Here is a 13,120-nt window from a genome sequence, read left to right on the forward strand (position 1 = left end):
CGGTCAGATCCAGCGGAAGGTCTGACCGGCAATCACATAGGCGTCGTTCACCGAGGACCTGCTCAGCGTGAACGACGCCTCGAACGGGCGCTCATCGGAAGCCCTGTCCCGCAGAAGATTTCCGCTCACCCGAAGCAGCGCGGAAACATCGGTATCCGATTCGACATCGACCGCGCCGACGGCGTACCCGGCCTGCGGGAATCCGATGAGCTGCTCGAAGATCGCCGCCGTACCCACGTACGGAGTCTCCCCGACGGTCAGTTGCGCATCCTCGGCATACCAAAACTCCAGTGCGCGTTGCCGAGCCGTCAACTGCGCGAAGTAGAGGGTGGTGAAAGCCGTCGCATTCTCTTCGGTGAAGTACCGCTCGACCATGACAGTCCTCCTGATCAATCCGAGGAAGTGATCCACGGAGATGTCCGGCCGATTCGCCGCGGTTGTCGCCAGCGCCGTCACCAGGGTGTGCAGGTCCTGCGTCGCAACCATCTGGGCAGCCAGATAGTCGCGATGCACCGCCAGCACCCGTGCCATTGCCACGGTGCCCGCGAGCACGTCCGCGATCCGGTCCAAGCCCAGGCCCAGCTGACGCAGTGCCAGCACTTGATACAGGCGCTGGACGTCGGCTTCGGTGTAGAGGCGGTGGCCGGTGCTGGTGCGACCGGCCGGGCGCACCAGTCCGATGCGGTCGTAGTGATGCAGCGTCCGGACCGTCAGTCCGGCCTCTGCCGCGAGCTCACCGATCTTCCACACCCGGTCGAATCCCTTCTCGGCCATCGGTTTCCATCTCACTTCCGCCGGCGCACCTCGCGCCGGTATCGCCGACGCTAGGACCTGACGCTACGTCAGGAGCAAGGGCGGATCCTGCGCTTGCGGGGGCACCGATGAATTCCGGGTGGATAGATCGTCCGTATCTCTGGATAGGTCGGCAGTGGTCGGCCAGGGTGACAGCAATCGATCCGGGCAGTGATCCGGTGGATGGGCGGGAGGCGCAATGAGCGGTAGCAAGGTGTTGGTGGCCGGGGCGAGCATTGCGGGGCCTGCGCTGGCGCATTGGCTGCGGCGGCGGGGAGCCGAGGTGACCGTGGTGGAGCGGGCGCCCGAATTGCGGCCCGGCGGGCAGGCGGTGGATGCGCGCGGGGTGACCAAGGAGGTCATCCGGCGGATGGGGCTGGACGCGGCCGTGCGGGCGGCGCGCACCGAGACGGCCGGCGCGCACACCGTGGACGCGGACGGGAAAGTGCTGGAGACCTTCAGCGCGGAGGACGACGGTGGCGACGGGTACATCTCGGAGATCGAGATCCTGCGCGGGGATCTGTCCCGCGTGCTCTATGACGACACTCGCGATGGGGTCGAGTACGTCTTCGGCGATCGGATCACCGAGCTCACGCAGGACGCGGACGGGGTCGACGTGTTCTTCGCGGGCGGCGACCGGCGGCGCTTCGACTTGGTGATCGGCGCGGACGGGTTGCATTCGGCATTGCGCGGCATGGTTTTCGGGCCGCACGAGCAGTTCGTCCGGCATCTCGGGCTCGTCCTGGCCTTCTACACCGTGCCCAACGAGTTCGGGCTGGAACGCTGGCTGCTCGACCACCAAATGCCCGGTCGCTCGGCCGGCCTGCGACCCATCCCGGACACCACCCGGGCCATGGCCCTGTTCTCCTTCACCTCGCCCGATCTCGATATCGACTACCGCGACATCGCGGCCCAGAAACAACTGCTGCGCGAGAACATGACCGGCATGGGCTGGCTGACCCCGCGCATCCTCACGCACCTGGACGACACCCCCGACTTCTACCTCGACCAGGTCGCCCAGGTGCTGATGGACCGCTGGTCGAGCGGGCGGGTCGGGCTGCTCGGGGATGCGGCGTTCAGCTCGTCGCCGATGTCCGGGCAGGGCACCGGGCTGGCCCTGGTCGGCGCCTACCTGCTGGCCGGCGAGCTGGCCGCCGCCGACTGGAATCCGGAGGCCGGGTTCGCCGCCTACGAGGCTCGAATGCGGCCCTTCGTCGAGGCCAACCAGGAGATCGGCCGGCTCCACGCGCTCAGCCTCGCGGCTCCCGACCCGGACGCTGAGCCCGAATGGGACCTCGACCTGATCGACCGGGCCATCAACGGCATCGAACTCCCCGACTACGACGGGCTGCCGGACTCACGACTGGTGAGCTGACCGGCGAGGTCGGGTCAGGACTTGGCCAGGTACTCCAGGCGTTCGCCGTCGACGGCGGCGTGCATCATGCGGGCCAGGCCGGGGTGGTTCTGCAGGCCCGGGTCGGATTCGACCACCTCGCGGGCCAATTGCTGTGCCGCGGTGATGACTTCGAGGTCGTCGAGGAGGGAGAGGAGGCGGAGGCTGCGGGCGGTGCCGGATTGGGCGGAGCCCAGGACGTCGCCTTCGCGGCGTTGGCGGAGGTCGAGGACGGAGAGTTCGAAGCCGTCGGTGGTGCCTGCCACCGCTTCCAGGCGAGCCATGGCGGTGCCTACCGGGTTGGTCTCGGTAATGAGGAGGCACAGGCCGGCGTGCTTGCCTCGGCCTACTCGGCCGCGGAGCTGGTGGAGCTGGCTGACGCCGAAGCGGTCGGCATCGACTATGGCCATGACCGTGGCATTGGGGACGTCGACACCGACCTCGACGACCGTGGTGCAGACCAGGACGTCTATCTCGCAATCGTTGAAAGCCCGCATGACGCGGTCCTTCTCGTCGGAGGGGAGGCGGCCGTGCAGCAGGCCCACGCGCAGATCCTTCAGGGGACCGGTGCGGAGGAGTTCGTAGATGTCGAGGGCGGAGTGGGTGGTGGGGCCTTCCTTCTCCTCCTCGGCCTTCTTGCGGCCCTTGGCTTTTCCGTTCTCCTCGTCGTCGCCGATGCGGGAGCACACGACGTACGCCTGGCGGCCCGCCTCGACCTCCTCGTGGATGCGTTCCCACGCCCGGTCCACCCAGGCGGGTTTCACCTTGGCGGGCACCACCTTCGAGGTGATCGGCGAGCGGCCGCGGGGTAGCTGGGTGAGAACGGAGGTTTCGAGATCGCCGAGCGTCGTCATGGCGATGGTGCGCGGAATCGGGGTGGCGGTCATCACCAGCAGGTGCGGGCTGATGCCGTTCTTGGCCTTGGCGCGCAAGGCATCCCGCTGCTCGACGCCGAAACGGTGCTGCTCGTCGACCACCACCATGCCGAGATCGAAGAAGTCGACATTGTCCTGGATCAGGGCGTGCGTGCCGATCACCAGACCGGCCTCACCCGTGACCGCGTCCAGCAGGGCCGACTTCTTCTGGCCCGCGGACATGGAACCGGTCACCAGCACCACCTTGGTGGCGAGGTCCGCGGCACCCAGTTCACCGGCCGAACCGAGATCGCCGAGCATGTTCTTCAAGGACCGGAAGTGCTGCGAGGCAAGCACTTCCGTGGGCGCGAGCAGCGCACACTGCTGGCCGTTGTCGACCACCTGCAGCATGGCGTGCAGGGCGACGATCGTCTTACCGGAACCCACTTCACCCTGCAGCAGCCGGTGCATGGGATGGCTGCGGGACAGGTCGGCGGAGATCTCGTCGATGACGGTGCGCTGGCCCTCGGTCAGCTCGAAGGGCAGGCGCTTGTCGAACGCGGCGGCAATGCCGTCGGTGCGGGGCAGGCACGGCTTGGCGGTGCGGCCCTCCACCTGGTGGCGGCGTTCGGCCAGCACCAGCTGCAAGGCCAGGGCCTCGTCGAAACGCAGACGGCCCCTGGCCTGTTCGATATCGGCCTTGTGCTCGGGTAGGTGGATCAGGCGCAGGGCGTCCGAGACCGGGAGCAGGTCGTGCTCGGTGCGCAGGGATTCGGGCAGCGGATCGTCGATGGGGTCGAGCTGATCGAGCACCTGCCGTACGCAGCGCAGCAGATCCCAGCTCTGTACCTTGGCGGTCGCGGGATACACCGGGATGAATTCCCGCTCGAAGAACGAGACATCCACGCCGCCCGCGCCTTTCGCGCTCGCGGCCAGCCCGCGCAGCGCGCCGCCGCCGCGGACCGAGGTGAGGTTCTCGATCGAGCCGTCCTCTTTGTCGGGCAGGATCAGATAGTCCGGGTGCGAGAGGTTCCAGCGGTCGGGGCGCCACCAGTGCACGGTGCCCGACATCATGGCGCGCACGCCTTCCTTCACCAGGTAGCGCACCTTGTCGCCATTGAAGAAGGTGATCTCCACCGGGCGGGCGTCGCCGGTGTCGAGGGAGACCTTCAGCAGGCTGCCCTTGCGGTTCTTCATGGGCCGCAGTTCGGTTTTGGTGACGCGGCCCATCACGGTGATGTGCTGGCCTTCCTCCGGCGCCTCCTCGGTGAGGGGCTGCCCCTGGGTGGCGTAGCGCAGCGGATAGTGCCGCAGCAGATCCTCGACGGTCTGCATGTCGAAGGCCTCGCCCAGTGGCTCGGCGGCCTTCACCCCGAGTACGTAGTCGAGCCGATCAGCCAGTGTCGCCATCTATTCCACCCCGATCTGCACCAGGTCACCGGCTTGTCCGCCGGGATACACCACCACCTCCACGCCCGGGAAGGCCGCGGTGACATGGTCGGCCAGCTCTTCCGAAAGCCCTTGCGGCGCTTCGGCTCCGACCAGCATCGTCACCAATTCCCCGCCGAGACCGAGCATTCGATCCAGCAGCGTGCGCCCGGCGCCCCGCACATCCGAATCGATCACCACCACATCGTGCCCCACCAGGCCCAGCCCGTCGCCCGCCGCACAGGTGCCGACAATGGTCAGCGCCCGCTCCGGCGCGATACGCAGTGCGCCCCAACGGGTTCCGGCCGCAGCCTCGGACATGGCGAACGCATCGTCCACCGCCATCCGGCCGCCGTCGTGCATGGACAGCGCCGCCAGCCCCTGCACCATCGACCCGCACGGCAGCATCAATACATCGCGTTGCCCGTCGCGGGCGGCCACACTCACCGCCACCAGTTCGTGCGCCGGCAACGCGCCGTTGGGTAGCACCAGCACCTCGCGCTGCGGCATCCGCCGTATCGCCGCCAGCAGCGCCTCCGCCGTCACATCACCCTCCAGCACCGCGGCGCCCGCATCCTCGAACAACCGCACCGCCCCGCTCCCATTGGCAACAGCCAGAATTCCCCGATCCCCCGCCGGCGCATGCGCCGACACCGCCAGCCACTCGATCCGAATCCCGCTCAAAGCCCCCGCCGCCATCCCGGCCTCCACGGCAGCCCCCGCATCCGCACAATGCACATGCGCCGACCACCCACCCACCCCATCCCCCACCACGACCACCGAATCCCCCAGCTCCGCAAGCCGATCCCGCAGCACCCGAGTCCGCCCCTCATCGGTCTCCCGAAGCAGATACATCACCTCGTACTGCGGCGCGCCCACCCACGAATTCGCCTCGTCCGCAACCACATCCGAGTCACCGCCGAGCCGATCCAGCTCCGCAGCGCGCTCCCCGGGGGCCGAAACGATCCCCCTGGGCCGGACCGCGCCGCCGAGGCCCGTGGTTCCCGGGCCTCGCCCACGCGATCCACCCGCCGGCGACGTCCGCGCATACGCGGGCCGCGTGGGTGCGACCCCACCCGAGATGGCAACGAGCTCATCCAGCAGCACCAGTAGCCCGCGCGCCCCCGCGTCCACCACACCCGCCTCGCGCAGCACTCCCAACTGCGCGGGCGTCTCCCCCAAAGCCTTGGCCGCCCCATCCGCGGCCGCGAGTGCCACCGCTTCGAGCGAATGCTCGGGGCAATCGGCCGCGCGTTCGGCAGCCCGATCCAGCACCGTGAGCATGGTCCCCTCGACCGGAGAACTCAGCGCCTCCCGCACCAGCCGCGCCGCCCGCCGCAACCCGACCCGCAGGGTGCGCTCACTCAACGGCCCATCGGCTGCCGCATCCGCGATCCCACGCAATACCTGCGACAGGATGATCCCCGAATTCCCCCGCGCCCCGGCCGTCGCACCCCGGGCCATCGCGGCCGCGATCTCGTGCGCGGACTCGGTGTGATCAGCATCATCCTCGAGCTTGTGCACGGCCGCGTCGCCGGCGCGGACAGCCGCGCGCATGGTGGCGAGGAGGTTGGTGCCGGTGTCCGAGTCGGCTACCGGGAAGACATTGAGGGTGTTGATCTCGTCGCGGTGGCGGTCGAGGGCGGCCAGGCTGAGCCGAGCCCAGCGCAGCAGCGCAGTACCGTCGAGCGCGTCCCCTACCCCGGGCACCGTCACCGTCCTTCCGCCACACCAGGCATTCCGGTCACACAGCTGTACAAACCCCGGCCGCCAGCCTAGTCGCGTACACCGACATCGCGCCGTCACCTGGCATTCGGGTAGCGAATACCACCGGCCAGCCGCCGTACACAGGTCACCGCGCAGGGGGCAATTGGACATCGCCGATACAGGTTGGTTACTCTTGCAGGGTTGCCTGACGCGGCAGCTGATACCGCACTCTGTCGGAATCGGCACAGCGTCGCCAGTGATCCACTGGCTGGCACGTCCAAGACATTAGATTTCGGACACGCTGTATATCTTGCAGCGCGTCCCCACATGACATGAAGGAGCTCGCGACTATGGCTGCCGTCTGCGACGTTTGCGCCAAGGGCCCCGGCTTCGGTAAGTCGGTTTCGCACTCGCACCGGCGCACCAACCGTCGCTGGAACCCGAACATCCAGACCGTGCGCGCGCAGGTGGCGCCCGGCAACACCCGCCGCATGAACGTGTGCACCTCCTGCCTGAAGGCGGGCAAGGTCGTTCGCGGCTGATCAGCTTCACTACGGAAGCCCCGGCACCCAGAATGGGTCCGGGGCTTTTGTTTGTGCCCGGAACGATCGACCACTCGGGGGCGGAATTGCGTGACTGGAATGTTGTGCCGCTGGCGGCGGTGCACGCCTACAGTCTGGGGGCCTGTCACGTCGCCTGCTGGCGTGAGGCGTATCAGGGCCTGGTGCCCCAGCACATGCTGGACGCCTTCGATATCGGCAGGCGCGCCGAGGCCTGGGAACGCATCCGGATCAGATCCGCGGGCCGCATGGTGGTCGCGGTCGCCGACAATATCGTCATCGGCTTCGCCTGTAGCAGCCCGGCCCGGGAGGAAAACCCGCCTGCCGCACAGGAACTCAATGCCATGTACGTACGCGCCGCCTACTACGGCACCGGAGTGGCACAGGATCTGATGGACGCGGTGCTGTCGCGGACCGAGGACACGTCACTGTGGGTGTTCGAAGAGAACCCCCGCGCACAGGCCTTCTACAAGAAGAACGGCTTCGAACTCGACGGCAGGCGCCGAGTCGAAGCCTTCACTCCCGCATCACAAGTGCGGATGCTGCGCCGGGCCTAGTTCTGGCCGTTGATGCAGTCCACATTCTGGCTGATCGACTGGAAGATGCAGGCGACCCGCGAGGTCACATTCGACGACAACCCGCTCACGCTGTTGGTGTCGAACAGGCTCCCGACCGGCGCGGCGGCCTGCGGGGCGGTTGCGGGGGCGGGCACCAGTGTCAGCGGCTCCGCATTGGCGGCGGCCGGAACAGCGGCGAGCGCGGCCCCCGCGGCCAGCGCGACGAAAACACCACGGGCAGTCTTCTTCTGCATGTACATGCTCCTGAATCAGGTCAACGGTTACGCGTTAGGGCAGACGCCAGTCCACCGGCGCGGCCCCTAGGGTACCCAGCAATTCGTTGGTACGGGAGAACGGACGGGATCCGAAGAACCCCCGCGACGCCGACAACGGTGACGGATGGGCGGATTCGATGCAGGGCGTAGCGCCCAGCATCGGCTTCAGCGTGGACGCATCGCGGCCCCACAGGATCGCCACCATGGGCTGTTCCCGGGCAACCAGGGCGCGAATCGCCTGTTCGGTCACCGCTTCCCAGCCCTTGCCGCGATGCGAGGCCGGCTGGCCGGGCTGCACGGTGAGGACTCGGTTCAGCATGAGCACGCCCTGATCGGACCACGGCGACAGATCACCGTTGGACGGCGTCGGGAAGCCGAGATCCTTGGTGTACTCGGAGAATATATTGCCCAGGCTGCGCGGTACCGGCGAAACATCCGGGGCCACCGAGAAACTCAGGCCCATCGGATGGCCGGGGGTCGGATACGGATCCTGGCCGACGATGAGAACCCGGACCTTGTCGAACGGCCGCTGGAAGGCGCGCAGCACGTTCTCCCCCTTGGGGAGATAGCCACGCCCGGCGGCGTTTTCGGTGCGGAGGAACTCACCCATCTCGGCGATGCGGTCGGTCACCGGCTCGAGGGCCTCGGCCCAGCCCGTATCTATGACCTCCGACAGTGGTTTGGCGCCCATGTCGGGAAAACTTATCGTGTCGAGTTTCACGGCGGAACCGGGGCCTGCTATGCGAAGGATTCCCAACCGGAAGGTCCGGACCGAGAGGTTCCGTCGATGGTCACGCCCGCGCCTGCGACGACCCGGCCGATGACCGTCCAATCTTCCGGCAAATCACCCGAATCGGTGAAGGTCGCGGCGAAGGCGTGGTCCTCACCGCCCGCCAGAATCCAGTCAAGGGGGTTGACGCCCAGCGCCTTGCCGACCGCCTCCAGGCCCGGATCGTGCAGCGCCGCGGCCTCCAGATCGATGGCCACACCGGACGATTCGGCAATATGCCCCAGATCCGCCAGCAGGCCGTCGGAGACGTCGGTGAGCGCGGTGATCTCCACGTCATCCGGCAGTTCCAGCACCGCGTCGTACACCGGCTGCGGAACCCGGTGCGTGGCAACCACATCCGCGAACTCGCTGAACTCGCCGAGATCGACCGGCGCGACGCCCGGCCGCGCGGCGACGGCCGACAATACCGCCAGGCCCGCCCCGGACCAGCCGAGTTTCCCGGCCACCGCGACCACATCCCCCACGCGCGCACCCGACCGCTTGATCGGCGCGCGCCGCGGATCACCGAAGGCCGTCACCGAGACGATCAGCACCGGGCTGCGCACCATATCCCCGCCGGCGATGGACGCGCCCGCCCGCGCGGCCTCCTCCCACATGCCGTCCGCCAGGTCCGTGACGAAATCCACGGCGGTATCGGCCGGGCAGCCGAGCGACACCACGAACGCGCTCGGCACCGCACCCATGGCCACCACATCGGCGGCGTTCTGCGCGATCGCCTTGCGCCCGATATCCCGCGCGCTCGACCAGTCCAGCCGGAAATGCCGGTCCTGCACCAGCATGTCGGTGGTCACCACGAACCGCCCCTCCGGCGCGGCTACCACCGCGGCGTCGTCGCCGGGACCCAGCAGCACGCCCGGGGCCTGGGTGCGGCCCGCATTGATGCGCGCGATCAGCGCGAACTCCCCGAGCTCGCGAACGGTGCGGGCAGGACTGCTGGCGGTGATGACGGTCTCCTCGGGACAGAGTGTGATGCGGACGGCTGACCCGGAAACGGTACCCTCGAACCCGAAATCGACGACCACCAGCCGGGACGCGCGTGCGCCCCGGCACGGCACGATCGGGGACCGACGACCGGATGAGCAACGACACCCGCGACAGCGACGCAGCAGAAACCACCGATTCCTCCGCGGCCGAGAGTGGCAGCACCGCCCAGGATGCGGAGGCCGAGTACTCGAGCAGGCGGTCGCCCGCGTTGATCGCGACCGCCATCGCGCTGCCCGTCGCCCTGGTCGTCGGCGTGCTCGTCATGGGTGTGCTGGCCAACCGGCATCCCTCGCGCGATCCGCTCGCGCTGGGGGCGGTGTCCGCGCCGGCCGCGAACGGCCCGCAGTGCACGACCCTGATGGGCGGACTGCCGGACAAGATCGGCGACTACACCAAATCCGAACTGGTGCAGCCCGCCCCGCCCGCCACCCAGGCGTGGCAGCTGCCGGACGGCGGGAACGCGATCGTGCTGCGCTGTGGTCTGGAACGGCCCCTGGAATTCAACAAGGCCTCGCCGCTGCAGGTGGTCAACGGGGTCAGCTGGTTCGAGGTCCGGGACCAGACCACCGGCGTCACCTCGGGCACCTGGTGGGCCGTGGATCGCGGCACCTACATCGCCCTGACCACGCCGGACAATGCCGGAGCGACTCCGCTGCAGGAGGTTTCGGACGCCATCGCCAAGGCGATCCCGGAACAGCCGCTGGACCCGAACCCCCTGCCCAACTGACCCGTCAGCGCAGCCCGGTCCCCCGGGCCAGCGCCGTCTCGATGAGGGTGCTCACCAGCGTGCGATTGTCGATGCCGGTGGCATCCCACATGCGCGGGTACATGGAGATCGAGGTGAACCCCGGCATGGTGTTGATCTCGTTGATGACCGGGCCCTGCTCGGTGACGAAGAAGTCGACGCGGGCCAGGCCCTGGCAGTCCAGGGCGCGGAACGCCTGTACGGCGAGCTCCCGGATCTGCAGCGACACATCGTCGTCCAGCTTGGCGGGGACATCGAATTCGCAGACGTCGTCCAGGTACTTGGTGTCGAAGTCGTAGAACTCCGGCCCGTCCGGCGTCTCCTCGGGCATCCGGATCTCCGCCACCACACTGGCTTCCACCCGGCCGTCCGGGAATTCCAGTACGCCGCACTCGACTTCGCGGCCCACGATGGCGCCCTCGATGATCACCTTCGGATCGTGCTGGCGGGCAACGGCAATGGCGGCGTCGAGCGCGTCCCAGCCGTCCACCTTGGTGATGCCGATGGAGGATCCGCCGCGCGAGGGCTTCACGAACACCGGCAGGCCCAGGCGCTGCTTGTCCTCGTCGGACAGGGTCTTCACGCCGGGACGCAGCACCACCTGATCGCCGATCGGAAGTCCCTCGGCCGCAAGGAGTTTCTTGGTGAACTCCTTGTCCATGCCGGCCGCGCTGGCCAGCACGCCGGGCCCGACGTACGGCAGCCCGGCCAGTTCCAGCAGCCCCTGCAGGGTGCCGTCCTCACCGAAGGCGCCGTGCAGCACCGGGAACACCACATCCACACTGCCGAGCACGGTTTCGGCGCCGTCCAGCGGCACCAGGCTGCCCGGCCGCGAGGGATCGGCGGACAGGGTCAGCGCGGTGCCGGTCGCGTCCACCGAAGGGAGCGCCCGGCCCTGCGGGCTCAGGGTGCGGGGGTCGCCGTTGCCGAGCACCCAGGTGCCGTCGCGCGTGATGCCGATCGGCACCGCCTCGTAGCGTTCGGGATCCAGGTTGCCCAGTACGGTCCGGGCCGAGACACACGAGACGCCATGCTCGTTGCTTCGGCCACCGAAAACCACCGCCACCCGGATCCTGTTGGTCATGCGGGGAACCGTACCCGGTCGGGTGTGGCGGCAGTGTTACACGGTCATACCGGGTCGCCGTATCGGGCCGTGTTATTCGGCGGCCATCGTGCAGCGCGGCGCCGGCTACTCCGACTTCAGGCGGCGGCCCAGCAGCTGCCCGACCGCATCCGCCGCGGACAGGCCCTCGTGGCAGACGCCGTGCACACCCGTGGTCAACGGCATTTCCACGCCGTGCTTCTCGGCCAGCGCGCGCACCGATGTGCACGACTTCACACCCTCGGCCACCTGGCCATGAGTCGCCTGCTGCGCGGTTTCCATGGTCCCGCCGGCGCCCAGCACATGCCCGAAGGACCGATTGCGGGAGAGTGGCGAGGTACAGGTGGCGACGAGATCGCCGACCCCGGCCAGACCCGCGAAGGTCACCGGTTCCGCGCCGAGCGCCACGCCCAGGCGGATGATCTCGGCCAGCCCGCGGGTGATCAGGCTGGCAACGGAGTTGTCGCCCAAGCCCATTCCCGAGGCGATGCCACAGGCCAGCGCGATCACGTTCTTGCAAGCGCCGGCGATCTCGCAGCCGATCACATCGCTGTTGGTGTACGGCCGGAAATAGCCGGTGGCGCTGGCCCGCTGCACGGCTTCCGCGCGCGCGGCGTCGGTGCAGGCGACCACGGTGGCGGCGGGCTGCCGCTCGGCGATCTCGCGCGCCAGGTTCGGCCCGGAGAGCACCGCGATCCGGCTCGGATCCGCGTCGGTGACCTCGGCGATCACCTGGCTCATGCGCAACAGGGTGCCGGTCTCGATGCCCTTGGCGAGGCTCAGCAGCGTCGAATCACCAGGAATGAGGGTTTTCCACTCGGCCAGATTGGTGCGCAGCGACTGCGAGGGCACCGCCAGCACCACGATATCGGCCCCGTCCAGGGCGATCGCCGGATCGTGAGTGGCCGCGATCGGCGGCAGTTCCACCTCCGGCAGATACCAGGGATTGCGATGCTCGTTCGCGAGCGTCTGCGCCACCTCGGGCCGCCGGGCCCACATGGTGACCTCGGTTCCCGCTTCCGCCAACACCTTCGCGAAGGAGGTCCCCCATGACCCCGCTCCCAGTACCGCTGCCCTAGCCATCAGATCAATATAGGTCGCGCACATGCACGGACTCCGCCGATCCCGACACCGCTCACACACCGGACACTTTCGGGTGGGAAGATTTCCGGCATGCGCGTGGCTGGGTGCAGTGACACGAATGGTTCCAGGAGGGCCGGTACGCACGTGCATGCCATCATCGCTGTGAAGAATCTCGGGCTCGCCAAGAGCCGGCTGGCCGATCACCTGCCCGCGCAGGAACGGCCGCGGCTGGTTCTGGCCATGCTCGCCGACACCGTGACCGCCGCGGTGGCGACCCCGGGGATCGCCTCGGTCACCGTGGTGACCCCCGATCCCACGGTCACCGAACTGGTGCACCGCTTGGGCGCCCAGGTACATCCCGAGCCGCCCGCGACGGAATTCACCCGCAACGGCCACGGTGGCTTGAATGCCGCGCTGGCCGCGGGCGCCGCGGCGGTCCGGGAACGCCACGGGGCCGTCGATCTGCTTGCCCTGCAAGCGGATCTGCCCGCAATGCGCCCGCAGGAACTCGCCGAGGTGCTGGCCGCGGCGACGCAGCAGCGCGCGGTGGTGGCCGATCACGAGGGCAGCGGCACGGTCGCGCTGCTGGCGCGTGATCCGCAGGCGCTGGATCCGCTGTTCGGCCGGGATTCGGCGCGGCGGCACATTGCCGCCGGCGCGATCGAATTGCTCGGCGATTGGCCGGGTCTGCGTCAGGACGTCGACACCGCTGTCGATCTGGAGCGCGCCGTCGCGCTCGGCGTTGGGGAGGCAACCCGCACGCTGCTGAATGAAATCGGCGTGTCGCTGGCGTGTCAAGTAAAGGAAGATGTGCACAGCGCCCGGTCTTCAGTTCGCTGACCGGGCGTGA

General features: G+C 68.5%; 13 protein-coding genes. 5 read left to right on the forward strand and 8 right to left on the reverse strand.

Features of this window, described 5'->3' with window-relative positions; translation table 11 throughout:
* Nucleotides 1-3: 3 nt before the first annotated feature.
* Nucleotides 4-774: a MerR family transcriptional regulator gene (locus tag ACH438_RS08620; RefSeq protein WP_397002766.1), complete on the reverse strand. Its 771-nt coding sequence runs from the start codon at nt 772-774 to the stop codon at nt 4-6.
* A 217-nt stretch (nt 775-991) separates the two neighbouring features.
* Here ACH438_RS08620 and ACH438_RS08625 point away from each other — a divergent pair, with 217 nt between their 5' ends.
* Nucleotides 992-2,167, forward strand: a complete 1,176-nt coding sequence (locus ACH438_RS08625) for an FAD-dependent monooxygenase (protein WP_397002768.1) — start codon at nt 992-994, stop codon at nt 2,165-2,167.
* 14 nt (nt 2,168-2,181) lie between these two features.
* Here the strand turns inward: ACH438_RS08625 and recG are convergent, their stop codons facing one another.
* Both recG and ACH438_RS08635 read right to left on the reverse strand, forming a co-directional pair.
* Complete coding sequence (gene recG / locus ACH438_RS08630) at nt 2,182-4,449, reverse strand: ATP-dependent DNA helicase RecG (protein WP_397002770.1); 2,268 nt, start codon at nt 4,447-4,449, stop codon at nt 2,182-2,184.
* Nucleotides 4,450-6,177 carry a DAK2 domain-containing protein gene (locus ACH438_RS08635; RefSeq protein WP_397002772.1) on the reverse strand — a complete coding sequence of 576 codons (1,728 nt, stop codon included), beginning with the start codon at nt 6,175-6,177 and terminating at the stop codon, nt 4,450-4,452.
* A 347-nt stretch (nt 6,178-6,524) separates the two neighbouring features.
* On the opposite strand from ACH438_RS08635, the gene rpmB reads away from it, so the two are divergent.
* Both rpmB and ACH438_RS08645 read left to right on the forward strand, forming a co-directional pair.
* The gene (gene rpmB / locus ACH438_RS08640) at nt 6,525-6,716 is read left to right on the forward strand and encodes a 50S ribosomal protein L28 (RefSeq protein ID WP_011210730.1); all 192 of its coding nucleotides are present in this window, start codon (nt 6,525-6,527) and stop codon (nt 6,714-6,716) included.
* A 53-nt stretch (nt 6,717-6,769) separates the two neighbouring features.
* Nucleotides 6,770-7,291: a GNAT family N-acetyltransferase gene (locus tag ACH438_RS08645; protein WP_397002775.1), complete on the forward strand. Its 522-nt coding sequence runs from the start codon at nt 6,770-6,772 to the stop codon at nt 7,289-7,291.
* On the opposite strand, the gene ACH438_RS08650 is transcribed toward ACH438_RS08645, so the two are convergent.
* From ACH438_RS08650 to ACH438_RS08660, 3 genes are read right to left on the reverse strand one after another with little or no spacing between them, the layout of a single operon-like run.
* On the reverse strand, nt 7,288-7,545 hold the full coding sequence (locus tag ACH438_RS08650; protein ID WP_397002777.1) for a hypothetical protein: 258 nt from the start codon (nt 7,543-7,545) through the stop codon (nt 7,288-7,290). The genes ACH438_RS08645 and ACH438_RS08650 overlap by 4 nt on opposite strands.
* 34 nt (nt 7,546-7,579) lie before the next feature.
* Nucleotides 7,580-8,257, reverse strand: coding sequence for a uracil-DNA glycosylase (locus ACH438_RS08655; RefSeq protein WP_397002779.1), 678 nt, complete (start codon nt 8,255-8,257; stop codon nt 7,580-7,582).
* A gap of 47 nt (nt 8,258-8,304) precedes the next feature.
* Nucleotides 8,305-9,249: a thiamine-phosphate kinase gene (locus ACH438_RS08660; RefSeq protein WP_397003703.1), complete on the reverse strand. Its 945-nt coding sequence runs from the start codon at nt 9,247-9,249 to the stop codon at nt 8,305-8,307.
* A 182-nt stretch (nt 9,250-9,431) separates the two neighbouring features.
* Here ACH438_RS08660 and ACH438_RS08665 point away from each other — a divergent pair, with 182 nt between their 5' ends.
* Nucleotides 9,432-10,067: a DUF3515 domain-containing protein gene (locus tag ACH438_RS08665; RefSeq protein ID WP_397002781.1), complete on the forward strand. Its 636-nt coding sequence runs from the start codon at nt 9,432-9,434 to the stop codon at nt 10,065-10,067.
* A 4-nt stretch (nt 10,068-10,071) separates the two neighbouring features.
* Here ACH438_RS08665 and ACH438_RS08670 read toward each other — a convergent pair whose 3' ends face one another.
* Complete coding sequence (locus ACH438_RS08670) at nt 10,072-11,169, reverse strand: D-alanine--D-alanine ligase family protein (RefSeq protein WP_397002783.1); 1,098 nt, start codon at nt 11,167-11,169, stop codon at nt 10,072-10,074.
* A gap of 105 nt (nt 11,170-11,274) precedes the next feature.
* Complete coding sequence (locus ACH438_RS08675) at nt 11,275-12,270, reverse strand: NAD(P)H-dependent glycerol-3-phosphate dehydrogenase (RefSeq protein WP_397002785.1); 996 nt, start codon at nt 12,268-12,270, stop codon at nt 11,275-11,277.
* Between the two features lie 81 nt (nt 12,271-12,351).
* Between ACH438_RS08675 and cofC the strand changes: the two genes are divergently transcribed.
* A complete protein-coding gene (cofC, locus tag ACH438_RS08680) occupies nt 12,352-13,110 on the forward strand; it encodes a 2-phospho-L-lactate guanylyltransferase (protein ID WP_397003705.1) in 759 nt (252 codons plus the stop codon).
* Nucleotides 13,111-13,120: the final 10 nt, after the last annotated feature.

It is taken from the genome of Nocardia sp. NPDC020380 (assembly GCF_044386975.1).
Classification (GTDB): domain Bacteria; phylum Actinomycetota; class Actinomycetes; order Mycobacteriales; family Mycobacteriaceae; genus Nocardia.

Excerpts from the sequence above, each read along its gene's own strand:
- ACH438_RS08625 (WP_397002768.1), top strand. The coding sequence starts at position 992 with ATGAGCGGTAGCAAGGTGTTGGTGGCCGGGGCGAGCATTGCGGGGCCT.
- ACH438_RS08655 (WP_397002779.1), bottom strand. The coding sequence starts at position 8,257 with ATGGGCGCCAAACCACTGTCGGAGGTCATAGATACGGGCTGGGCCGAG.
- ACH438_RS08675 (WP_397002785.1), bottom strand. The coding sequence starts at position 12,270 with ATGGCTAGGGCAGCGGTACTGGGAGCGGGGTCATGGGGGACCTCCTTC.
- ACH438_RS08650 (WP_397002777.1), bottom strand. The coding sequence starts at position 7,545 with ATGCAGAAGAAGACTGCCCGTGGTGTTTTCGTCGCGCTGGCCGCGGGG.
- ACH438_RS08670 (WP_397002783.1), bottom strand. The coding sequence starts at position 11,169 with ATGACCAACAGGATCCGGGTGGCGGTGGTTTTCGGTGGCCGAAGCAAC.
- recG (WP_397002770.1), bottom strand. The coding sequence starts at position 4,449 with ATGGCGACACTGGCTGATCGGCTCGACTACGTACTCGGGGTGAAGGCC.
- rpmB (WP_011210730.1), top strand. The coding sequence starts at position 6,525 with ATGGCTGCCGTCTGCGACGTTTGCGCCAAGGGCCCCGGCTTCGGTAAG.
- ACH438_RS08665 (WP_397002781.1), top strand. The coding sequence starts at position 9,432 with ATGAGCAACGACACCCGCGACAGCGACGCAGCAGAAACCACCGATTCC.
- ACH438_RS08620 (WP_397002766.1), bottom strand. The coding sequence starts at position 774 with ATGGCCGAGAAGGGATTCGACCGGGTGTGGAAGATCGGTGAGCTCGCG.